General features: G+C 72.8%; 18 protein-coding genes. 5 read left to right on the forward strand and 13 right to left on the reverse strand.

Annotation, left to right across the window (positions count from 1 at the left end):
• Both KDM41_08865 and KDM41_08870 read left to right on the forward strand, forming a co-directional pair.
• Positions 1 to 569 (forward strand): hypothetical protein (locus tag KDM41_08865; protein MCB1183533.1); only part of this gene is annotated, 569 nt, incomplete at its 5' end.
• A 51-nt stretch (positions 570 to 620) separates the two neighbouring features.
• Positions 621 to 1,130: a DUF1648 domain-containing protein gene (locus KDM41_08870; GenBank protein ID MCB1183534.1), complete on the forward strand. Its 510-nt coding sequence runs from the start codon at positions 621 to 623 to the stop codon at positions 1,128 to 1,130.
• Here the strand turns inward: KDM41_08870 and KDM41_08875 are convergent.
• The 6 genes from KDM41_08875 to KDM41_08900 all read right to left on the reverse strand — a co-directional run bounded on the left by KDM41_08875 (position 1,093) and on the right by KDM41_08900 (position 8,964).
• Positions 1,093 to 2,583 (reverse strand): hypothetical protein, encoded by a 1,491-nt coding sequence (locus tag KDM41_08875; GenBank protein MCB1183535.1) that lies wholly within the window; start codon positions 2,581 to 2,583, stop codon positions 1,093 to 1,095. The two genes, KDM41_08870 and KDM41_08875, sit on opposite strands and share 38 nt — an antisense overlap.
• A gap of 78 nt (positions 2,584 to 2,661) precedes the next feature.
• Entirely contained in the window at positions 2,662 to 3,609 is a 948-nt protein-coding gene (locus KDM41_08880) for a spondin domain-containing protein (GenBank protein ID MCB1183536.1), read from the reverse strand.
• Positions 3,610 to 3,736: 127 nt separating this feature from the next.
• Positions 3,737 to 4,828, reverse strand: a complete 1,092-nt coding sequence (locus KDM41_08885; GenBank protein MCB1183537.1) for a DUF4097 family beta strand repeat protein — start codon at positions 4,826 to 4,828, stop codon at positions 3,737 to 3,739.
• 144 nt (positions 4,829 to 4,972) lie between these two features.
• Positions 4,973 to 5,167, reverse strand: coding sequence for a hypothetical protein (locus KDM41_08890; protein ID MCB1183538.1), 195 nt, complete (start codon positions 5,165 to 5,167; stop codon positions 4,973 to 4,975).
• A gap of 279 nt (positions 5,168 to 5,446) precedes the next feature.
• Entirely contained in the window at positions 5,447 to 7,936 is a 2,490-nt protein-coding gene (locus tag KDM41_08895; GenBank protein MCB1183539.1) for a sensor histidine kinase, read from the reverse strand.
• Positions 7,937 to 8,028: 92 nt separating this feature from the next.
• A complete protein-coding gene (locus KDM41_08900; GenBank protein MCB1183540.1) occupies positions 8,029 to 8,964 on the reverse strand; it encodes a DMT family transporter in 936 nt (311 codons plus the stop codon).
• Positions 8,965 to 9,124: 160 nt separating this feature from the next.
• On the opposite strand from KDM41_08900, the gene KDM41_08905 reads away from it, so the two are divergent.
• Both KDM41_08905 and KDM41_08910 read left to right on the forward strand, forming a co-directional pair.
• A complete protein-coding gene (locus tag KDM41_08905) occupies positions 9,125 to 12,385 on the forward strand; it encodes a family 20 glycosylhydrolase (GenBank protein ID MCB1183541.1) in 3,261 nt (1,086 codons plus the stop codon).
• Complete coding sequence (locus KDM41_08910; protein ID MCB1183542.1) at positions 12,382 to 14,445, forward strand: transglutaminase domain-containing protein; 2,064 nt, start codon at positions 12,382 to 12,384, stop codon at positions 14,443 to 14,445. The genes KDM41_08905 and KDM41_08910 overlap by 4 nt, the downstream gene beginning before the upstream one ends.
• A 111-nt stretch (positions 14,446 to 14,556) precedes the next feature.
• Here the strand turns inward: KDM41_08910 and KDM41_08915 are convergent, their stop codons facing one another.
• Together KDM41_08915 and KDM41_08920 are read right to left on the reverse strand one after the other, a co-directional pair.
• Entirely contained in the window at positions 14,557 to 15,165 is a 609-nt protein-coding gene (locus tag KDM41_08915) for a GNAT family N-acetyltransferase (protein MCB1183543.1), read from the reverse strand.
• A 386-nt stretch (positions 15,166 to 15,551) separates the two neighbouring features.
• Entirely contained in the window at positions 15,552 to 16,109 is a 558-nt protein-coding gene (locus KDM41_08920; protein ID MCB1183544.1) for a GNAT family N-acetyltransferase, read from the reverse strand.
• 177 nt (positions 16,110 to 16,286) lie between these two features.
• Between KDM41_08920 and KDM41_08925 the strand changes: the two genes are divergently transcribed.
• On the forward strand, positions 16,287 to 17,000 hold the full coding sequence (locus KDM41_08925; GenBank protein MCB1183545.1) for a rhodanese-like domain-containing protein: 714 nt from the start codon (positions 16,287 to 16,289) through the stop codon (positions 16,998 to 17,000).
• Positions 17,001 to 17,009: 9 nt separating this feature from the next.
• Here the strand turns inward: KDM41_08925 and KDM41_08930 are convergent, their stop codons facing one another.
• The 5 genes from KDM41_08930 to KDM41_08950 form a co-directional block, all read right to left on the reverse strand.
• On the reverse strand, positions 17,010 to 17,555 hold the full coding sequence (locus KDM41_08930) for a DUF1572 family protein (GenBank protein MCB1183546.1): 546 nt from the start codon (positions 17,553 to 17,555) through the stop codon (positions 17,010 to 17,012).
• A 16-nt stretch (positions 17,556 to 17,571) separates the two neighbouring features.
• On the reverse strand, positions 17,572 to 18,321 hold the full coding sequence (locus KDM41_08935) for an SDR family NAD(P)-dependent oxidoreductase (GenBank protein ID MCB1183547.1): 750 nt from the start codon (positions 18,319 to 18,321) through the stop codon (positions 17,572 to 17,574).
• 24 nt (positions 18,322 to 18,345) lie between these two features.
• A complete protein-coding gene (locus KDM41_08940) occupies positions 18,346 to 18,885 on the reverse strand; it encodes a DUF1697 domain-containing protein (protein ID MCB1183548.1) in 540 nt (179 codons plus the stop codon).
• A gap of 118 nt (positions 18,886 to 19,003) precedes the next feature.
• Positions 19,004 to 19,417: a hypothetical protein gene (locus KDM41_08945; protein MCB1183549.1), complete on the reverse strand. Its 414-nt coding sequence runs from the start codon at positions 19,415 to 19,417 to the stop codon at positions 19,004 to 19,006.
• 241 nt (positions 19,418 to 19,658) lie between these two features.
• Entirely contained in the window at positions 19,659 to 20,108 is a 450-nt protein-coding gene (locus KDM41_08950) for a hypothetical protein (protein ID MCB1183550.1), read from the reverse strand.
• Positions 20,109 to 20,252: the final 144 nt, after the last annotated feature.

The raw sequence follows: 20,252 nt of genomic DNA on the forward strand, positions 1-20,252 counted from the left end.
CCTACGCGCGGGGCCGCCTGCCCGGCGCGGCGCGCCTCTTCCGGGCCGACCTGACCGACTGCGCCGCCGCCGCCCGCCGCGCCGGCCTCGCCGCCCGGCCGCCCCGCTTCGCCTTCAACCTCGTCAACACCCTGCGGCACCTGCCGTCCGATGCCGCCGTGGTCGCCCACCTGCGGGAGATGGCGGCGATCCTGGCCCCGGGCGCCCTGTACGTGGTCGGCCTGAGCCTCGTCGACTACGGCTGGCTCTTCCCGGAAGAAGACGTCTGGACCGCGGCGCGGGGCCGCTGCCGGATCACCCAGGTGGTCAACTACCTGCCGCCCGAACCGGGCACGCCCCGCGCGCGGCGGGAGACGGTCGTCTCGCACCTGACGGTGGCGCGTCCCCGGGGCGAGGAGCACGCCGACGACCGCTACGACCTGCACTGCTTCGACCGCGACCAGTGGCGACGCGTGCTGCGGCAGGCGGGCGTGGCGCACGTGGCCAGCTGCGACGGCCGCGGCGCCGAGCTGGGCGGACGCCTCCTGCCCTACCAGCTCGAGGTGCTGCGCATTCCCGGGCCCGAATAGCGGCCCCCTGACCGGGGTACGTTCCGCCGAGACCCCAGTCGGAGGATCCCCATGAACGCTCGTGCTTCCGCCCTCGTCTTCCTGATCGTCCTGGCCGGCGTCTGCCTGCACCTGGTGTGGGTCGCGGGCCAGCTGCCCGACATCGTCGCCAGCCATTTCGGCGCCGGCGGCGTGGCCGACGACCATTCGAGCCGCACCGCCTTCGTCGCCCTCAGCGGGCTGATCATCTTCATGGTCTCGGCCATCTTCGGGGGCCTGGCGCTGCTGATGCCCGGCATGCCGGACGCCGCCATCAACATCCCGCGCAAGGACTACTGGCTCGCGCCGCCGCGACGGACCGCCTCCCTGGCGTACGTCGGCGACTGGGCGTTCCATTTCGGGGCGGCGACCCTGCTGTTCCTGGCCGGCACCACCCACCTGACGGTGCTCGCCAACCGGATCGAGCCCGCACGCCTGTCCAGCCTGTTCTGGCCGTGGCTGCTGCTCTACATGGCTTTCGTGATCGTGTGGGTGGGGCGCATGCTCAGGGCGTTCCCCGCACCGCCGCCCGGAGCGCGCTGACGGCCGCCGGCCAGTCGGCGACGCTGTCACGGGCGGCGCCGAAGAGCAGCCCGACGTTCCCGGGCAGGGTCTGCGGCCGGCGCCAGGTGGCTCGCTCGTTGCCGTCGCCCGGGACGAAGCCGGTCAGGGTCCGCAGCAGATGCGCGTCCGTGTCGCTGGCGCGGGACAGCAGCAGCCCGGCGTAGTCCGCGCCGATCGCGACGGGCGGCGCCGGCGGCTCGATTCGCCCCTGTGCCAGGTTCCAGCCCAGTTCATCCCCCTCGTACACCGGTGTTCGTCGCCCGGCGTAGAGCAGTTCCTGCTGCACGCCGTAGCCCACGACCAGGACCGCGTCGGCGGGCGCCGCGGCCGCGAGCGCGCGGGCCACGGCCCGGGTCGGGCCCGGATCCCGGTGCATGGGCACGGCCACGAACGCCAGGTTCCCCGCGAGCAGCACCCCGGCGGGAATGGCCCACCAACGCCCCCGGCCCCACGGCGGCAGGTCGCCGACGGCGAGCAGCCCCAGGGCGCCCAGCGGCAGCAGGGTGGCCAGGAAGAAGTCCGGGTCCGCGGGAATCCACCACAGGAAGAAGAGCAGGTAGACGGCCAGGAAGACGAGGTGGAAGCGGCGGTCCGCGCGCCGGGTCGGGGCCCGCAGGTTCACGGCCGCCAGCAGCGCCAGACCGGCGAAGAACGCCAGCGCCGCCGGACCGGCCAGGGACGCCGGCACCGGCAGCACCATCCGCAGCTGGTTGAGACCGAGGTCGCGCAGTCCCGCCGGACCGAAGTGCCCGAAGCTGCCCCAGGCCGGCACGTCGGCCCGGACGTAACCGGTCAGCCAGGCGAAGAGGCCTTCGCGAACCCCGGTGAAGCCCCACACGGCCACGTAGGTGGCCCACACGACGAGACCCGCCGGTACGAGCACGGCCCGCAGGTCGGCGCGCCGGCGGGACGAGGCCGCAAGAGCCGGCACCACGGCCAGCACGTTGGTCTGGTGGTAGAGCACGGCCAGCACGAGCCAGGCCGCCGCCGGCCCCGGTCGTTCCGCGCGTCCGCGCCAGGCCGCCGCGAAACCGGTCAGCGCCGCGAGGGCCGGCAGGTAGGTCTCCACGTGGGTCGCATAGAACACGACGCCGCGCGTGGCGAGCAGCACCGCCGCCGCCAGGGTCGCGCCGGCCGCACCGGCGCCCAGGCCCTGCGCCAGCCGCTTCGCGGCCACCCCCAGCACGACCAGGAAGACGAGGTTGTGCAGGACGCCGGCCACGAGAGGATCGCCCCGGCCGGTGGCCAGGTGGATCAGGCGGGTGACCGGGCCGTGCAGCAGGTGATGGGGGTGGCAAACGTCCACGCCGTCGCGCACCGCTATGGCGTAGCTCAGGCCGTCCGGCGTCTGGCCCGCGCTGCGCAGCACGAAGAGCACACCGGCCAGCAGCAGGCCCAGCAGCAGGATGGGGATGTCGTCGCGGCGCAGCATGGATCCCTTTCGCCCGGTGGTGGTCGCCACCGCCGAGTGGAACCCGCCGCGCCGGATTTGTCCAGCGGGAGAGCGCCCCTACTGCACCAGCACGAGCTTCCGCACGGCGACGGTCCCGTCGAGGGCGAGCCGCGCGAAGTACACGCCGCTGGGCAGGGGCCGGCCGGCGTCGGTGCGGCCGTCCCAGCGCAGGCGGCGCTCGCCGGGCGTGGCGTCGACCGCGAGGCGGCGGACGATGCGGCCCCGCGCGTCGGCGATGTCCACGGCGACGCGGGTGGTGCCTTCCGGCACGGCGAAGCGCAGCTCGGTGGCCGGATTGAAGGGATTCGGCACGGCGCTGAACGGCACGGCGGGGGTCGGGACCGGCGCCGCGGCCACCCCGTCGCGCCGGAAGGTGAGCGTGGCCACGGGCACGCCCGGCGTGAAGGGCGCGCCGGCGATGGCCGCCACCGGCACGGGCGGGCTGGTGACGAGGTCGGGCGAGGCGAAGCTCGCGCCGCTGTCGGTGCCGGCGTCGTACGGGTAGAGATCGACCACGACCTCGTCGCGCCAGACGTCGCCGTCGCGCAGGTCGAGGCCGTTCACGCCGGCGAACCAGTCGGGGCTCGGGGCGATCATGGTGCACAGGGTGATGAGCGGGTGATCGGGGGTGACGGTGAAGGTGACCGTGGTCTGTCCCGGCGACTCCCACAGCACCGGGCCCGCCACCACCTCGCCGGCGTGCCCGGCGATGATCTGCGCGTCGACCTCCTGGGTGAAGACGGTCGTGGCCCCCCACTCGGCCATCTGCCTGACGCCGGTCGTGGCCAGGGTGCCCGGCGCCCAGAAGACCGCCTGGTCGTCGTGGGTGCCGCCGATCAGGCCCGACCAGTGGGCGTTCGCCGGGAAGTCCTGCGGATGGGTCGTGGCGCTCCAGGTGGCGTCGAAGGTGGCGGTGTAGCTCGCCCAGGCGGGCAGTTCGGCGGCCGCCAACGCGGGCAGGAGGAGCAGGGCCAGGAAGAGGAACAGGGGGCGCAGGGGCGTCATGGGTCACCTCGGATCGGGATGGGGTCGGGACGGGGGTCCGTTCGGGTCACCATAGCCCTATGCGAACGGGACCGCCTGTGTGACGGTCCCGCCGCTGAATTCGTGAATTCGATGGCGCCGGAGGCGATCAGCGCGAAGAGACCTTCACGTGGCCGCTGCCCGCGTCCAGGTGCACCCGGGCCTCGCCGTCGCCCACGACCAGCTCCATCTCGGTGCGCTCCTTGTGGATGATGTCGGCCCCGTCGACGTCGCACGAGACGCCGCCGCTGCCCGTGTCGGCCGAGATGCGGGCCGAGGCGTCGGGCGGCAGCACGAGGTCGATGCCGCCGCTGCCGGTGTCGAGCACGAACTTGCCCTTGCCCATGTGCGCGAGCTCGAGCTGCACCGAGCCGCTGCCCGTGTCGATGCGGGCGCCGTCGGTGCTCACCCCGCGCGCCTTCACGTGGCCGCTGCCGGTGTCGACGTTCAGGTACCCGCACCGCACCTCGGCGAGGGTCACATGGCCGCTGCCCGTGTCGACCTTGATGTCCTCGCCCTCGCAGGCGGTCAGCTCGACGTGGCCGCTGCCCGTGTCCACGTCCAGATCGCCGGTGACGCCATCGACCTCGACGTGGCCGCTGCCCGTGTCGACGAGCACCGAGCCGGTCACCTTGCGCACCTTCACCCGGCCGGAATGGGTGTCGAGGACGAGGTCGGCCTCGAGATCGGCGGCCTCGACGCCGCCCAGCCCGTTGTGCACCTCGAGCTCGGCGCCGCGGGGCACGCGGATCGTCACGTCGGCCCACACCTCCAGGCCCCGCCCGCTGCCGCGGACGGTGACCTTCCGGCCGTTCATGCCGGAGAAGATCTCGCGGAGCCAGGAGTTGCCGTGGTCCTGGTCGTCACGGAACGTCATGGTCGACTTGCTGCCCTTGCCCAGGCGCGGATAGACGTAGTCGTCGTGCTCGTCGAGGGGAAACTTCACCACCAGGGACGCGCCGTTCTCCAGCTCGAGGAACTCCAGGACGTCGGCGGTGGCGTCCTCGCCCCGGACATGGACCGTGACTTCGAACCCGTCGCCGTCGGCGGGCACGACCTCGACCTGGCCGATCATGTTGACGACCTGCAGCTCGTCGCGATCGATGCGGAAATCGCGGGTGAACTCGGCGGCCGTGGCGATTCCGGCCACGGCGAAGGCCAGCAGGAGCACCAGGACGGGCGAAGCGGTGCGGCGCAGCATATCTCTACCTCCGGCAGGGGGGAGCGGGGACCTCGGGAACAAGAAGGGGACGCGCGCCGCGCCGGCAGGGTTGCATCGGGCCGCAAAAAAGCGGCCGCGTCCCCGTTCGGGGGCGCGGCCGTGAGCATGTTGGCGCGGTCGGGGTCAGGCGACCGGCTCGGTCGGGAACGCCTCCTGCCACATGCGGTTGAGCTCTTCCATGCGGGCCTGGGCCCGCAGGCGGGCGGCGTCGGCCTCGTCCGGCGTGCGCGCCGACTCGATGGCCTTCAGCCCCTCCTCGAGGGCCTTCTGCATACGGGTGAAGTGGACTTCCCTGGCGCGATTGACATTGAATCCCATGGTTCTCCCCTTCGCTGCGGCGTTCCTGGTCGCCGACAACGGGTGACTCGGGTCCTGGTGGCGTGGTCCGGGCAGCGGTGCCGCGGGAGATCCTCCCGGCTCCGTCGGAGCCCTGCGCTCGATGTCGTTGCAGATTGCACGAACCGTTCCGAATTCCTATCGCCGCCCGTGCGAAACGGTTGAGGAAAAAAATGCCGCCGCCGGGGGACGCGGATCCCGTTGCGGCGGCGGGGACAAGGGGCCTGGGCGGCGCGGGGCGCCTCACCGCAGGCAAGGACGTCAGGCTTCGCCGGACAGGGCCTGGGGCGGCTCTTCGGCGGCGGCCGCGGCGTGGGCGGCCCGAAGTTGGACAACGAAGGTCGTTCCCTGGCCAGGGGCCGAGCCGGCCAGGGAGATCTCGCCGCCCCACTTCTGCAGGATCTGGCGCGAGCGGAAGAGGCCCGTGCCCCCGCCGAGGCGGTCGGAGGTGCGGCCGTTGAAGATGCGCTCGCGGGCCTCCGGCTCGATGCCCTTGCCGGTGTCGGTCAGGCGCAGGGTCACCTCCCGGTCGGCGCGCGAGGCCTCGACGATCAGCTCGCGGCGGTCGCTCTCCGCCATGGCCCGCAGGGCGTTGTTGACGAGGTTGTCCAGGACGTACCGCAGGCTGCCGCTGTCGATCAGGCAGACCAGGTCGTCGCCCGACGCCGCGCCCAGGAAGCGCGCCCCGACGCCCGCCCGCTGGAACTCCACCTCGCGCAGCAGCAGCATGCCCTGGATCATGCGGACCGGATCGGTGGAGAAGTAGCGCCGCAGCGAGCGCCAGAGCTCGGTGAAGCCCTCCTCGACGCGACCCAGCTCGCTCTTCATGTCCGCCGTGCAGGCCTGGACCGAGGCGACGCTCAGCGTGCGCTTCTCGAGCCCGGACAGCAGGCCGCCCAGCACGCGCAGGGCTTCGGCGGTGGTCTCGACCAGGTCGGGTTCGTAGCTCTCGTCGCGCGCCAGACGCAGGATCTCCAGCAGCCGCGGCTGCAGCGAATCGGTGAAGTCCTCCAGGAGCTGCCCGATGCGTTCGCGCAGATCCTCGGAGGCGCCGAGGTCGGCGGCGTAGGCCTCGAGGAGCCACACCAGACGGCGCAGGCCGTGGTTCACCTCGAGGAAGCGCTCGTGCTTCACGTCGTCGAGCTGCCGCCAGATCCGGTACAGCACCTCCCGGTCGGCGCCGAGGTCGGCGACGGGCGCCGGCTCGACCGCCGACGCGCCGCCGGGGCGCCGCGCGCTCGCCCGGCCGAGTCGGAAGGCCACCACCAACAGGGCGGCCACGAGCAGGGCCACGACGGCGTAGGCGACGCGGGCCGGCAGCGCGAAAGGTGTCTTCGCGAACGACAGCAGCGCCTGGCCCCCATCCGAGCCGAGCACGAGCAGCGAGTCGGCCTCACCCACCCGCAGCACGCACGGAAAGGCGCGCCCGTAGCTGGCCTCGGGCGTATGGGCCGCCAGCGGCCGCAGACCGGTGTCGAGGACAAGCAGCCCGTCGCTGACGCCATCGACCAGGATCTCCGGACCCGGTGCCGGCAGCACGTCCACGGCGCCGATGACCGTACTGAAGGCCGCGCCGGTCAGCACCGAGCGGTCGCGGGTGAGGGTCCGGCCGTCGCAGATGAACCGCGTCACGTAGCCGTCGTTCGAACCCGTGTAGAGCCAGTGGACGCCCGGACGGTCGCCGGGCACGACGGCCAGACCGAGGAACCGCGCCCGCTGCCGCTGGGCCACCAGCACGCTGCGGCTCTCGTAGTCCCATACCGCCAGGCGGTGGGTCTCGCCCACCTTGCCGGCCGCCGTCGAGACGATGATCTCGAGCTTGCCGTCGCCGGTCAGGTCGTGGGTGTCGACGCGCCCGTGCTGGAGATCGCCCGCCACGTCCTCGACCCACAGGACGTTGCCGTCGGCCGAGAGCACGACGAAGACGGCCCGGTCGTCGCTCATGCCGTTGACGAGCTGCCCCCCGAGGTTGTCCGGCGACGTGCCGAACAGGACGATCTCCGGACGCCCGTCCCCTTCGAGATCGGCGACGTGGGCCGAGACGCGGTCGGGATTCACACCCGTTTCCCAGCGCCAGACCTCGTGCCCGTCGCGCGGGTCGACGGCCATGATGCCCCGCCCGGTGGCGTCGTACTGGACGATGACGCACAGGATCACCGCGGGCGTGCCCTTGCCGTCGGCGTCGTCGACCCAGCCGATGACCTGGTAGGTGCCGTCCCAGACACCGTCGGCCCGGCGGTCGGCGCCGAGGGGCAGCGGCACGTCGAGGCGGAACGAGCCGTCGGCGAGATCGATGCCCACGAAGCGCCAGGCGCTGCGGTCGTCGCGCCGGATGGTCGTGTAGAACTCGTCGACGCCGTCGCCGCTGAGATCGCGGCAGACGGCCATGCGCGAGCCGATGTTGTTGTCGAAGCGCCAGTCGGGCTCCAGGTTGATCTGGAAGAGGGTGCGCAGGTAGGTGTCCTCGCCGTCGAGGCCGAGCAGGTGCGTTCCGTTGCTGGTGATCAGCTCGTCGTGGCCGTCACCGTCGAAATCGGCGCGCTCGAAGGCGAAGGACCGCAGGTCCCCCGGGTGGCGGGAATACTCCTGGACGGCCTCGACGGTGTAGGGCAGGTGGCGCTCGGCGGCGGGGCGTTCGAGCTCCCCGACCTCGGCCCGGACCGGCACGACGACGCCGGGAGCGAAGCTGCTTCCGAGTCCCATGCAGATCAGCACGGCGGCGCAGAGCCGCGCGTTTCCGAGGCCAGACATCAGGCGATCCCGATTTCCGGGCGAGAAAAGGGGAGCTTTTTCGACGTGTCCCGGGGAGCCGGATCCTGGAGCCGGATTCCGGGGCCGGCGAATCATATCACGTTTTGTGGCTTTTCGGCAACGTTCGCGGCAGGAACGGGCGATCCGGGGTTGATCTGGGCGATCAGCACGCCGGCCAGCATGAGTCCGCATCCGGCGAGGGCCCGGGCGCCCATGACCTCTCCCAGCAGCACCCAGCCCCCGACGGCGGCGAAGACCGACTCCAGCGACAGGATCACGGCGGCATGGGCCGGGTGGGCGCGCGACTGCCCCACCACCTGCAGGGTGTAGGCCACGGCGACGGACATCAGGCCGGCGTAGAGCACGGGCACGGCCGCCGCCCGCAGCGCCGCCGGATCGATCCGCTCGAAGATCACGGCCCCCGCGAGACTGAGCGCGCCCGTGACGGTGAACTGGGCCACGGCGAGGGGCAGGGCGGGCAGGTCACGGGCCAGGCGCCCGATCACGAGCACGTGCACGGCCCAGAACAGGGCGCCGACGAGCACCAGGCCATCGCCCAGGCCGATGCCCGCCATTCCCCTGGCGCTCAGCAGGTACAGCCCCGCGGCGCACGCGGCCACGCCGATCCACACGGCGCGGGTCGTGCGCTGGCCCACCGCGAGCCCGAGCAGGGGGACGAAGACGACGTAGAGGCTGGTGATGAAGCCGGCCTTGCCCGCGGTGGTGAACACGACGCCGTACTGCTGGAGGGTCGAACCGGCGAAGAGGGCCAGACCGGCGACGAGCCCGCCGCGCACGATCCGCCCCCGCGGCACCCGGCGCCCTGGGCGGCCCTGGCCCGGCAGCCCCCACCGCAGGAGAGGCGCCAGGGCCACGGTGGCGAGCAGGAAGCGCACCCCGTTGAAGGTGAAGGGCTCGACGTGGCGCATGCCGACGCGCTGGGCCACGAAGGCCAGGCCCCAGATGGCCGAGGCGAGCAGGAGCAGCAGGTTGGCCTGCCGCGGGGTGATGCCGTCACGGGAAGTCATGGCGCCCATGATAAGGGCCCTTGCCGCAGTGGGGAAGTTCGTCGATGATCCGGACATGGAACGCCACCGACCCCGGGTCCGGCGGGCCCGGCGGGGCCGAGACCGGTTCCGTGCCCACCTTCTCGCGCTCTTCGTTCTCGTCTGCGGGGGATCTCCGGCCATGCCCGACACCGACCGCGCCCTGCCGCTCATTCCCGCGCCGCGCGCCTGGCAACCCGGCGCCGGGACTTGGCGCCCGGACGATCTCGCCGGCGTCGACGTCCTGGCCGCCGATGGGGCCGGCACCGGACTGGCGGCGGCCGCGACCCTCTGGCTGGGCCTGCCCGCCACTTCCGCTGACGGGCGCCCGCATCTGCGGATCACCCTGCGGGAAGGCTTTGCGCCGGAAGGCTATCGGCTCGCTTGCGGGCCCGACGGCGTCGCGCTCGCGGCCGCCACACCGGCCGGGGCCTTCCGGGGCCTCATGAGCCTGGCGCAGCTGAAGCACAACGCCGCGGGCGGCGCGCTGCCGTGCGGCGTGATCGACGACGAGCCCCGCTTCGCGTGGCGGGGACTGCTGCTCGACTGCGCCCGTCACTTCATGCCGGTGCCCGTGGTCGAGCAGGTGATCGACGCGCTGGCCCTGCACCGGGGCAACGTGTTGCATTGGCACCTCACGGAAGACCAGGGCTGGCGCGTCGAGGTGCCCGGTCTGCCCGGCCTGACCGAAACCGCCGCCTGGCGCACCGGACCGGACGGCGACCGCGCGGGCGGCTTCTACACCACCGCCGAGATGCGGGGCATCGTGGCCTACGCCGCCGCCCGCCACATCACGGTCGTGCCCGAGATCGAGATGCCCGGCCACGCCAAGGCCGCCCTCGCCGCCTATCCGGAACTCTCCTGCACCGGGGGCCCCTTCGCGGTCGAGACCCAGTGGGGCATCCACGAGGACATCTTCTGCGCCGGCAACGACGAGGTCTTCGGCTTCCTCGCCCAGGTGCTCACCCACGTCCTGGACGTCTTCCCCGGCACCTACATCCACATCGGCGGCGACGAGGCGCCCAAGGACCGCTGGCGCGAGTGCCCCCGTTGCCAGGCCCGCATGCTGGCCGAGGGGCTGGCCGACGAGGACGCCCTGCAGAGCTGGTTCATCGGGCGCATGGAGAGCTGGCTCGCCGCCCGCGGCCGTCGCCTCGTGGGCTGGGACGAGATCCTCGACGGCGGGTTGCTGGCCCGCTCGGAGGGCGCCACGGTGCAGAGCTGGCGCGGCCTGCGCGGCGCCCTGCTCGCGGCCCGCGCCGGGCACGACGCGGTGGTCTCGCCCACGAGCCACGCCTACTTCGACTACGACCCCGGCGTGCTCGATCTGCAGCAGGTCTTCGGGTTCGACCCGGTGCCGGCCGGGCTCGAGGCCGGGCTCCGCCATCACATCCTCGGCGGCGAGATGAACCTGTGGACCGAATACGTCGCGCCGACGCGCGTGCCGACCATGCTCGCGCCCCGGCTCGCGGCCATGGCCGAAGCCCTCTGGACGGGCACGGACCCGGCGGGATTTCCGACCTTCGTCGACCGGCTGCGCGCCCACGCGCCGGTGTGGGCCGCCCTGGGCTGGACGCCGGGCGCCGCCGGGCGTCCGGTCGCGGTCGACGTCGCCCTCGACGACGCTGCGCGTTGCCTGCGCGGGCGCATGACCGAGCTGTCCGAGACCCTGGTGCTGGACAGCGACCGTCTCGACGTCGTTTCGCGGGTCTTCGCCATCGACGGAGGGCAGTTCGATCTCGAGCGCTTCGACGTTCGCGTGGTGGCGGGCGACGGGCGCAGGACGCGCCGGCTCGACAAGGGCGACCTGGACTGGATGGCCTTCACCGCGCGGGGCGGCGGCGTCGTGACTCTCGACCGCGCCTACCGCGTGGCCGCCGTGCCCGACCTGCGCGCCGGCGACCGGCTGCAGACCCGGGCCGAATACGAGGTCGAGTTCCATCACGGCCTGCCCACCGGACGGCTGTACGGCGCCGGACTCGCCACCGCCCGGAGCGAGTACGCGGTGACGCTGCCCGACGGGTACGAGCTGACATGGGAGGTGCTCGGCGACGCCGACCTCGTCGCGCGCCTCGACTACCGGACCGAAGCGCACGACGGCCGCACGACCCACCTCTGGCGCCTCGACGACCTGCCGCGACCGGGACGCCGCCCGTCGTACCGATCGGACGCGACGGGTCAGGTGACCGTCGTGCCCCACGTGCGCGGGCGGGGCGCGCCGCTCCCCGCAGGCACGTTCACCGCCGGCGCCGACTGGGCCGCCGTGGCGGCCGCCTACCGCGAGCGGGTCGCCGAGCGCCTGGCCGTCACGCCCGAGATCGCCGCTCTCGCCGCGCGACTCACCGCGACGTGCACCACCGACGCCGAGCGGATCGACGTCCTCTACGGCCACGTGCAGGAGACGACGCGCTACCTCGGCCTGTTCACGGGTCTCGGCGGCATCATCCCCGCGCCGGCGGGCGAGGTCCTGGCCAACGGCTACGGCGATTGCAAGGGGCTCGGGACGCTGCTGATCGCCCTGCTGCGGGCGGTCGGCATCGACGCCTGGCCCGTGCTCGTGCGCACGGGGCACGTGGGGCCGCTGGCCGCCGCGACACCGAACCCGATCCAGTTCAACCACTACATCGTCTGGGCCGACGACGGCGCCGACGGCGTGTGGCTCGACGCCACCCTCGAGGGCTGCCCCGCCGGCACGATCTCGCCGCAGGACGCGGCCTCTCCCGTGCTCTCCCTGCGGCCCGGGCACGAGGGCCTGCACGAAATCCCCTTCGCCGCCTGGGATCCGGGCGAGTGGCGGCTGACGGTGCAGGGCCGCCTCGCCGGGGATCGCAACCTCGCCCTGGACATCGATCTGTCGGGCACGGGCTCGGGCGGTCTGCGTCTGCGGGCCGAGACGCTGCGGGCGTCGCAGGACCAGCTGGCGTCGCTGCGCGCGGGCCGCCTCTGTCCGGACGCCGTGCCCATGCGCGTGGTGTCCGGCGTGGTCGACGACGGCGGCGGCGCCCGTGACGCCACGGTGCACTGGCGCCTGGGCACCGCGAGCGGACGCCCGCTGCCGGCCAGTGGTCCCCTCGTCTTCCTGCCCCACGAGCTGCCGCCCCTGCCCCGCGGCCGCGGCCACGCGCCGCCCAGCCAGTCGCCGGACCGCCGCGAGTCGTGGTCCATCGGATTACCGGCGGGCTGGACGGTCGCCGCCGACTCCCTCGCCCTGGAAGAGGAGGCCTTCACCTGGACCCGGCGCACCTGGCAGGACGGCGACAGCCTGCGCCTCGAGCGGCACCTCGTCTGGCGCCGCGACGCCGATCCCGCCCCGGAAGACCTCGACGCCGCCCTCGAGCGCGCCCGCCGGGCCGAGAACGGCTACATCACCATCACCCGCCCCACCGGACAGGAGAACCGATGACCCGCACCGTACCGCACCGCCCACGCCCGCTCGTCGCCCTGTTCGCGCTGGGCCTGCTGCTCGGCACGGGCGCCATCGCGGCCGAGACCAGCTGGACCTTCGGCCGCCGCGACGACGCCGGCATCGCCGGCATCACGGGCCAGGTCGTCGAGCGCTTCGCGGAGAAGCCCGACCTCGCCGGCGAGCCCGCCGTGGTGCTGCTCAAGAGCGACGTGTACAAGGTGGACGCGGACAGCTGGCTCGTGGTGCGCAACGAGATGGTGCGGGTGGGCGACCCCGAGTATCCCGACGTCTCGACCCGGCAGTTCCAGCTCGACCCGGACGCCGACATCAAGTACCGCGAGGCGTGGATCCTGCGGGGCCGGAAGGTGATCCGTCTCGACGAGTCGGTGTGGAAGATCGTGCCCGGCGACGACGACAGGGCCACCGACGTGATCATCGCCTTCCCGGACGTGAAGGAAGGCGATGTGCTGGGCTGGTCGCTGGAGGTCGACAACCACGGCTTCTGGGGCGGCGGCTACCTGCAGCTGGCCGACGACTTCCCGGTGCTGATGAACCGCACGCGCATCCAGACCGACGGCAAGCTGGCCTACAAGACCATCGGCGAGCACCTGCGCCGGGGCAACTGGAGCCAGAAGATCCTCGAGAAGAAGCACGGGGCGCCGTGCGACATCCGCCTCGTGGTGACCGACATCCCGGCGCGACCGCGCGGCCCCTACGCGCCCAGCTTCCTCGAGTACGAGCCCTACCTGCTGGTCATGTTCCGGGGCGCCTGGGACAAGGAAGCCAATCGCTGGATCTTCAACGTGAGCTGGAACGAGGCGGCGGCGCGCGGGTCGGGCATCCTGGAGTACCTCGACGAGCAGGCCGGCTACGTGGCCGCCGAAACCCAGGCCCTCGTGGCGGGCTGGGGCACCGACCGGGAGAAGGCCGACGCCATCGCGCGCTTCATCCGCGACGAGATCGTGACCGTCAGCCCGTTCGAGGTGCGCTCGCAGGGCCAGCAGCCCCACCAACTGCTCCGCCGCCGCCAGGCGACCATGCGCGGCAAGGGCGTGCTCATGTACGCCATGTGCCGCGCGGCGGGCGTGAACGTCGACCTCATCGCCGGGCGCAACCAGTTCTTCGGGCCGCCCGACCTGGCCAACCCGAACCTGGCCCAGTTCAGCGACTTCGTGGTGCGCCTGAACGGCCTGCAGCCGGCCTGGTACTCGCCCGCCTACGGGGAGAGCGCGCCGGGCGAGCTGCCTCCTTCGCTGCGCGGGACCCGGGGTTTCCTGCTCGAGCCGGGCGTGGGCGAGAAGCTGCGCGACCTGCGGCGCCAGGCCTTCGAGAACACCGGGGCCCACGTGACGCTCTTCTGGGACGAGTACGTGCGGCTGGTCAAGGAAGCGGACTTCGCCCACTGGGTCGACCTGCCCGGCGACCCCGACGCATCGGTGGCGACGACGGCCGAACTCCTGCGGCACGTCCCGGCCGAGAACGCGGCCACGGTGCAGGTGCACGGCACCGGCTACGGCGAACTGCAGGAACTGGTGAACGACACCGAGGAGCCGGTGCGCATGCTCGAGGCGTACCTCGAGGACCGTTTCGGCGACGTGGGCTTCGCGGTGACCGCGGCCGAGGCCACGCCGGGCGAGACGCGCACGGCCAAGGCGGTTCTCGCCGGCCGGGTCGACGCCCCGCCCCTGCCCGCGCCCGCCGGCGACAACTGGATCATCCCGGCCGAACTCGTGTACGGACGCGAATTCCTGGCCGGCTGGGACCCGGCCCGCGCGGAGCCGTTCATCGTGCGCTTCAGCGGGGACCGTTCGCTGATCTGGCGCGCGCCCCTGCCCGACGGCTGGACCGACGCGCGCCTGCCGGCGCCGTTCTCGGTCGTCGACGGCCAGTTCGCCTACCATTGCCAGTTCGCGGTGCGCAACGGCGACCTCGTCGTCACGCGGGAGATCCGGCTCCTGCGGGGCCTGACCATGTACAGCGACGTGCCGCCCTTCGGCGAGAAGGTGCAGAAGGTGCGTGACTTCGAGCGCAGCCCGCTGGTGCTGTCGCGGCGCTGAGGGCGCGGCCCACCGCCCGGACGACGACGGGTCACGGGGAACCTCCGGTGGAGTCGGGGCGTCGGGGGCGAACCCGGCAGACGCACCGGCCGTCCGAATGTAGCGACCCGTTCAGGCCGGCGGACCGTCGAGGCGCAGCAGGATCTCGCGCACCTTCCCGCCGCGACCGTGGGCGAAGCCCTCGTCCTCGCCCGTGACGACGAAGCCGCACCGGGCGAGCACCTTCAGCGAACCGGCGTTGTCGTGGACGACCCGGGCCACGAGGGGACGCCGGTCGTGCTCGCAGAGGAAGGCCCGCAGCGCCGCGCCGGCGTGCCCCCGACCCCAGTGCTCGCGCCCGAGCCAGTAGCACACGTTGCGCTCGCCGAACATCTCGAAAGCCATGACGTTGCCCACCACCTCGCCGCCGACCACGATGGCGCGGTTGGTGGACGACGTGTCGGCCAGGATGCGCGCCATCTTCTTCCGGAAGGCGGCTTCGTCGTCCGGGTTCTCGGCGGTGAAGGCGGCCATGCGCACGGCCACGGGATCGCGCTGGTGGGCGAAGAGGACGGGCAGGTCGTCGTCGCGGATCGGGCGCAGGGAAGGCAGGCCGTGGTAGTCGGCCGCGGCGAGTTCGTGCTCGCGCCAGCCGTGGTGCCCGGGCGCCGCCGGCACCTCGTGGGTGAAGCGGAAACCGAGCTTGGCCAGCACGGCCAGGGAGGCCGTGTTCCCGGGCATGGCCCGACCGATGATGCGCGCGAGCCCCCACCGGCCGAAGCCGACCGCCAGGGCCAGATGGGCGGCCTCGGTGGCCAGGCCCCGCCCCCACAGGCGGCGCTCGAGGCGGAAGCCGAGGTCGACGACGTCGCCCTCCGGCAGCCGCTTCAGGCCGCAGAAGCCGACCATGCGCCCCTCTTCCCGCAGCTCCAGGGCCCAGCGGCCGAAACCGTGGCGGTCGTAGTGGTCGTAGGCGAGCAGGAAGTCCCGGGCCGCCGCCACATCGGCGAAGGGCGGGTCGCCGGTGTAGCGCACCACCTCCGGGTCGGCGTTCAGGGCGTGGAAGGGGGCCGCGTCCCTGTCCGCGTCGAAGCGGCGCAGGACGATGCGATCGGAGACGGCGACGGTCATGGGCTCTCCGCGGCGAGGTGGGCGGGGTTCAAAAGCGAGTTCAGGACGTGGTCCTCCCAGCGGCCGTTGATCTTCAGGTACGACCGGGCCACGCCCTCACGCGCGAAGCCGAGGCGCGCCAGCAGCCGCGCGCTGCGCTCGTTGCCCACCATGTGGTTGGCCATGATGCGGTGCAGATCGTACGTGGCGAAGACGTGGCTGACGGCGGCCTGGGCCACCTCGAACATGAGGCTGTCGCCCTGGCGCCGGACGTCGACGCTGAAGCCGAGGTGGCAGGCCTGGAAGGGGCCGAACACGAAGTTGGTGAAGCTGCACGCGGCCACCATCTCGCCGGACAGGCGATCCAGGGCGGCCAGGTGCAGGGCCAGGCGGTTCTCGAACATCTTCGCCTGCAGGGCGACGCGCTCGGCGGCGGCGTGCGCGGTGTAGTGGTCCTCGTCGCGCCGGGGCTCCCAGGGGGCCAGGTGCTCGCGGTTGCGCAGGGTGTAGGCGTGCAGAAGCCCGGCCTGGTCCGGCCGCAGGACGGTCAGCGTGGTGCGCGGGGTGGCGAGCACGGGCGACTCCGGCGCCGCCGGCCGCGGGCATCGCGGGACCGGGCGGCGAGAGGACCATGATAGGGCGAGGTCCGGCGGGACGGCAACCCCGCCCCCGACGGCCGCTTGCCTTTAGTCAACTTTCTGCGCATATTGGCATCTTAAACCGAGAACCCGTGTCCATTCCAGGGAGTGATCATGAGCACCCGACGTCTCCAGACCCTGATCCTGCTCGCGTGCGGCCTCTGCGCTTTGATCGGCTGCGGCGGTGGCGAATCGCGATCCGCCGCCGCGACGGCCGACGCCGCCCCGAGCCCCGCGTCCATCAGCGGCCGCATCTCCGAGGGCCTGCGCGTGCTGACGGTCGATCCGGCGGCGCCGGGCGACTTCACGGTGTACCGCGGCGACTACGTGCGCCTCGAGACCACCGACGGCGCGCCGGTGACGATCACGATTCCCGAACTGAAGGTGGAGAAGTCGTACCCGGCGGCGGAGGGCGACAAGCCCTACTTCAAGGTGCCCGACGCGGGCAGCTTCGCCTACACGATCGGTGCGGCCGGCGGCACCATCACCGCGGTCGACTACGCGGCGAGCGGCTACCAGGAGGTCGACGCGGCCGAGGCCGCGGCCCTGATCCGCAACATCTCGCCCTTCGTCCTGGACGTGCGCACGCCGAACGAGTTCGCCTCGGGCCACCTCGAGGGCGCCCACCTGCTGCCGGTGCAGGTGCTGCAGAAGGAGATCGGCTCGCTGCCCGCCAAGAAGGACGAGCCCGTGTTCGTGTACTGCCAGTCGGGCAACCGCAGCACGGTGGCGGCGAAGATCCTCATGGACTACGGCTTCGAGCAGGTCATCAACCTGCGCCACGGCATCCGCGAGTGGCAGAAGGTAAAGCTGCCGGTCGTGAAGTAGCGCCAGCGATCAGGCGTCGTCGGGGGGCAGGAACTTCTCCGGCGACGCGTTGAACGCCTGCGAGGCCCCTTTGGCGATGCTCAGGGTCGCCCAGTCGCGGCCCCGCGACCACTTGGCCACGTAGACGATCTGCCCCACATGGTAGGCGTAGTGGGAGAGCTGCCGGTTGATGGCCTGCAGCACCGTGTGGGGCTCGCCGCGGATGGCCACCGTGCGCGCGAAGTCCTCTTCGGTGAGCGGGGCGATGGCCCCCTCGACCAGATCCCAACCGGCCGCCCACGCCGCCATGATCGCGGCGCGGTCGTCGGCCTCCCCCAGTTCGAACTCGGTGTCGCGGTGGCGGTCCGGCTTCTCGCCGTCGGTGGTGAGGAAGTCGCGCCAGCGCGAGCGCATGTTCCCGGCCATGTGCTTGACGACGATCGCCGCGCTGTTGCTGTCCGGATCGGGCGCGGCGAAGAAGGCGCGGTCGTCGAGCTGCGCGAGGGACTTCTCGGCCAGGCTGCGCAGGCCAGCGAAGGCGCGCAGCGCCTCGTCCCGGTAGTCGGTTGCGTTCATGGCATCTCCCCGGCCATCAGGCCTCTGCGGCCCCGTAGCGGGCCTCGGTGAACAGGGCGCGCGGGGCGCCCGCGATGTAGGCGACCATGGGCGCGACCACGTCGGCCGGTGCGGCCAGGTCGCCGTTGCGCTGCATGCCCACGAAGGCGGCATGCGACGGGAAACGCGCCGGATCGGCCGCCCGCGCGGCGTCCTGCATGGGCGTGTCGACGACGCCCGGTTCGTAGCTGAAGAGCCCCACGTCGCGCGGCGTGCCCTCCAGTTCGGCGGCCAGCGACCGGCCCGCGGCCAGGAGCGCCGCCTTGCTGGCACAGTAGTCGGCCAGGCCGGGAATGGCCATGTGGGCCGCGCCCGACGAGACGTTGACGATGCGCAGCGGCACCGCGGCCGGGACGGCGGCCAGGGCGAAACCCATCAGCCGGATGGGCGCCGCGGCGTTGACGGCCAGGATGCCGTGCAGGCCGGCCGCCGTGAAGTCCGTCACCCGCGCCAGGTCGCCCAGGCGCGCCGCGTTGTTGACCAGGGCCACGCGCGCCCAGGGCCCGGCGGCGAGGCGGGGTGCCAGCTCGTGGGCGATCACCCGCTCGAGGGCGTCCGCGTCACCCAGATCGACGGCGACCGGGTGCAGCCGGGCGTGGGCGACGGCGACTCCGCGGCGCGCCAGGCCGACCACCTCCCAGCCACCGGCCAGCAGGGTGTCGACGAGGGCCGCGCCGATGCCGGTCGAGGCCCCGGTGACCAGGGCGAGACGGCGTCCGTCCTCCATGGCATCGCTCCTTCCGCCGGCGTGTCAGCCGGCCATCTCGTGCAGCTTCAGCACCGTCTTCCAGTTGCGGGCGGTGGCCGCGACGCCGAGCACGCGCTCGACCGTGTTGCCGTTCAGCTTCGTGTCGGCGTAGCCGGCGGGGCAGCGCAGGTGCACCTCGCGGCCGACGACCACCAGCTCCTCGGGCGGCGTCACGCGGGCGCGCAGGTCGGCCACCCGCTCGGCGGCCGGCTCGGCGTCCAGGAACATGACGAACACACGGCCGCCCTCGGCCGCCACGTCGATCGGGGCCAGCGGACACGCCGCCACGACCCGGGCCCAGGCGTCGGCCCGGCGCACGATCACGGGCACGTCGTAGCCCCACCGCGCGGCGATGGCGGCGGCGAGACGCCGACCCAGGGTCCGCCCCGCCGCGGCCGGGACGTCGCAGACGACGTTGCCGCTCTGGATGTAGGTCCGGACGTCGGCGCAGCCGAGGCCGGCGCACACCTCGCGGAGTTCGGCCATGGGCAGCTTGTTGTGGCCGCCCACGTTGATGCCGCGCAGCAGGACGATGTGGCGCACGGTGGTCTCCGGTCCGGGTCGGGGTCGGGCGATGCGGAAGGGACAAGCTAGACCGAAAGGCGGCGGACGACCACGGTGCGGCCCGCCGGCCCCGCAGGACCGGCGGGCCCACGCGCCCCTAGGGACGGTTCAGGTCGTCGTCGACGATGGTGACATGGTGCAGGAACGTGGTCCGGGCGCTCTCGTTGCCGGACCGGTCGATGGCGCTCACCGCGTACACGGCCGGCCCCGCGAGGGGAGCCCGGTCGAGGTAGCAGCAGGCGTCGATGGGGTCGACCGTGAGCTGCCAGGTCTGGCCCAGGGCCGTCCGGTAGACGACGTAGCCGGCCAGATCGGTGTCGGTGTCGTTGGCGGCCCAGGAGAGCTTGACCGCCATGCACGCGTCGCAGGCCGTCAAGGTGGCCGGCGGCGCCGGGGGTGCGGTGTCGATGGTGAGGGCCGGGGCCGTCGGGGAGTCGTCGTCCGAGCATCCGGCCGCCAGGCAGCCCAGGGCCAGGATCGCCCCGAGCAGGAGGATGGTGGTGGTCTTCATGGTCGCAGGTCCTTCGCGTTCCGGGAATCGGGATGCGGTCCACGTGTGGGCGATGTCGAACCACACCGGGATCCCTAGCCCCAAAACTTCGGCGTCCTCTGACCGGGTCGTTTATGAATACCTCCTTTCAACAACCCGTCCCGGCAAGATAGATCGGTTGTCCCGCCGCCGCACCCCTGCGGTTCCCGAATTCCGGGGGACGACCCGGCCGCGAAAAAACTGCGCGTTCGGCGCCGGACCGTCAGAAACGGAGCACCGCCGCCAGACCCGGGCGCCCGTCGGGAGCCGCCGTCAGACCGATGACGGGCACGGCGGGCGCCGCCGTTTCCCACGTGTCGGCCCCGCCGGCGATGCCGCCCACCAGCATGCCGATCAGCCCGAAGAAGGTGCCGAGCATGCCGGCCTTGGCCCCGGCGCTGAACTGGACGATGCCCTCGGAATCGCTGCCGTCGGCCAGTCCCATCAGCCCGCCGACCACCGCGCCGGCCAGGAAGCCCACGCCCATGCCCGTGGCCGTCGAGCCCTCCTTCGTGCGGACCTCGACCAGGGCGACGTCCGACCACGCCACCCGGGTGATCCAGTGGCCGGTCCCGCGCTCCAGTTCCAGGCCGTTCTCGTCGGCGCGCACCAGCGTGCCGGTGCGCCGCCCGGCCGCGACGAGCAGGATGGTGAGCAGTTGGCGGGAATCCATCTTCTTCTCCTCCGGAAGGGGTGACCGGGCGACGTCACCCCGCCGAGGCAGGATCCGGACCACCGCCGCGCCGCCGCCGGGGCCCCGGCAGGAGCGTTTCCGGCGCGATCGCGCCTTGCCGTTGTCGGCATTCGCACACGGCCG

This window comes from bacterium, assembly GCA_020440705.1.
In the GTDB taxonomy this organism is placed as follows: Bacteria; Krumholzibacteriota; Krumholzibacteriia; order LZORAL124-64-63; family LZORAL124-64-63; genus JAGRNP01.

Coding starts and splice junctions, on each gene's coding strand:
- KDM41_08895 (MCB1183539.1), bottom strand. CDS start 7,936: ATGTCTGGCCTCGGAAACGCGCGGCTCTGCGCCGCCGTGCTGATCTGC.
- KDM41_08905 (MCB1183541.1), top strand. CDS start 9,125: ATGCCCGACACCGACCGCGCCCTGCCGCTCATTCCCGCGCCGCGCGCC.
- KDM41_08930 (MCB1183546.1), bottom strand. CDS start 17,555: ATGAACGCAACCGACTACCGGGACGAGGCGCTGCGCGCCTTCGCTGGC.
- KDM41_08935 (MCB1183547.1), bottom strand. CDS start 18,321: ATGGAGGACGGACGCCGTCTCGCCCTGGTCACCGGGGCCTCGACCGGC.
- KDM41_08875 (MCB1183535.1), bottom strand. CDS start 2,583: ATGCTGCGCCGCGACGACATCCCCATCCTGCTGCTGGGCCTGCTGCTG.
- KDM41_08925 (MCB1183545.1), top strand. CDS start 16,287: ATGAGCACCCGACGTCTCCAGACCCTGATCCTGCTCGCGTGCGGCCTC.
- KDM41_08870 (MCB1183534.1), top strand. CDS start 621: ATGAACGCTCGTGCTTCCGCCCTCGTCTTCCTGATCGTCCTGGCCGGC.
- KDM41_08890 (MCB1183538.1), bottom strand. CDS start 5,167: ATGGGATTCAATGTCAATCGCGCCAGGGAAGTCCACTTCACCCGTATG.
- KDM41_08900 (MCB1183540.1), bottom strand. CDS start 8,964: ATGACTTCCCGTGACGGCATCACCCCGCGGCAGGCCAACCTGCTGCTC.
- KDM41_08950 (MCB1183550.1), bottom strand. CDS start 20,108: ATGGATTCCCGCCAACTGCTCACCATCCTGCTCGTCGCGGCCGGGCGG.
- KDM41_08910 (MCB1183542.1), top strand. CDS start 12,382: ATGACCCGCACCGTACCGCACCGCCCACGCCCGCTCGTCGCCCTGTTC.
- KDM41_08885 (MCB1183537.1), bottom strand. CDS start 4,828: ATGCTGCGCCGCACCGCTTCGCCCGTCCTGGTGCTCCTGCTGGCCTTC.
- KDM41_08880 (MCB1183536.1), bottom strand. CDS start 3,609: ATGACGCCCCTGCGCCCCCTGTTCCTCTTCCTGGCCCTGCTCCTCCTG.
- KDM41_08915 (MCB1183543.1), bottom strand. CDS start 15,165: ATGCCCGGGAACACGGCCTCCCTGGCCGTGCTGGCCAAGCTCGGTTTC.
- KDM41_08945 (MCB1183549.1), bottom strand. CDS start 19,417: ATGAAGACCACCACCATCCTCCTGCTCGGGGCGATCCTGGCCCTGGGC.